At 39.5% G+C, this 266-nt stretch carries 1 protein-coding gene; it reads left to right on the top strand.

Annotated elements, in window-relative coordinates; genetic code table 11:
- Positions 1 to 266, top strand: a 266-nt coding sequence (locus tag AAEY72_RS15200; protein ID WP_352311414.1) for a biotin/lipoyl-containing protein, incomplete at both ends; no start/stop codon positions are given.

Here is a 266-nt window from a genome sequence, read left to right as displayed (position 1 = left end):
CTATTGCCGCTTTTATAGCGTTAATTGTATCAAAACAAATTTCTGGTGATAAAAAACAGCCCGAGGTAAATATCGCCCATGTTGAACTAGGCAATATTGCCGACTCAATAATGGCGTCTGGTAACTTAGTATTTAATACTCAAGTTCAGCTGCGCTCTGAAGTTACCGGCCGAGTAGATAAAGTATTTGTCGAAGAAGGCCAAAGTGTAAAACAAGGCGATATTTTAATGCGCCTTGATACCACTGCATTTGAATCTGAAGTAACC

Source organism: Psychrobacter sp. W2-37-MNA-CIBAN-0211 (genome assembly GCF_040309405.1).
Lineage (GTDB): Bacteria > Pseudomonadota > Gammaproteobacteria > Pseudomonadales > Moraxellaceae > Psychrobacter > Psychrobacter glaciei.
Note: the sequence above shows the minus strand (reverse complement) of the source record. Positions and strands in the feature narration are given on the sequence as shown.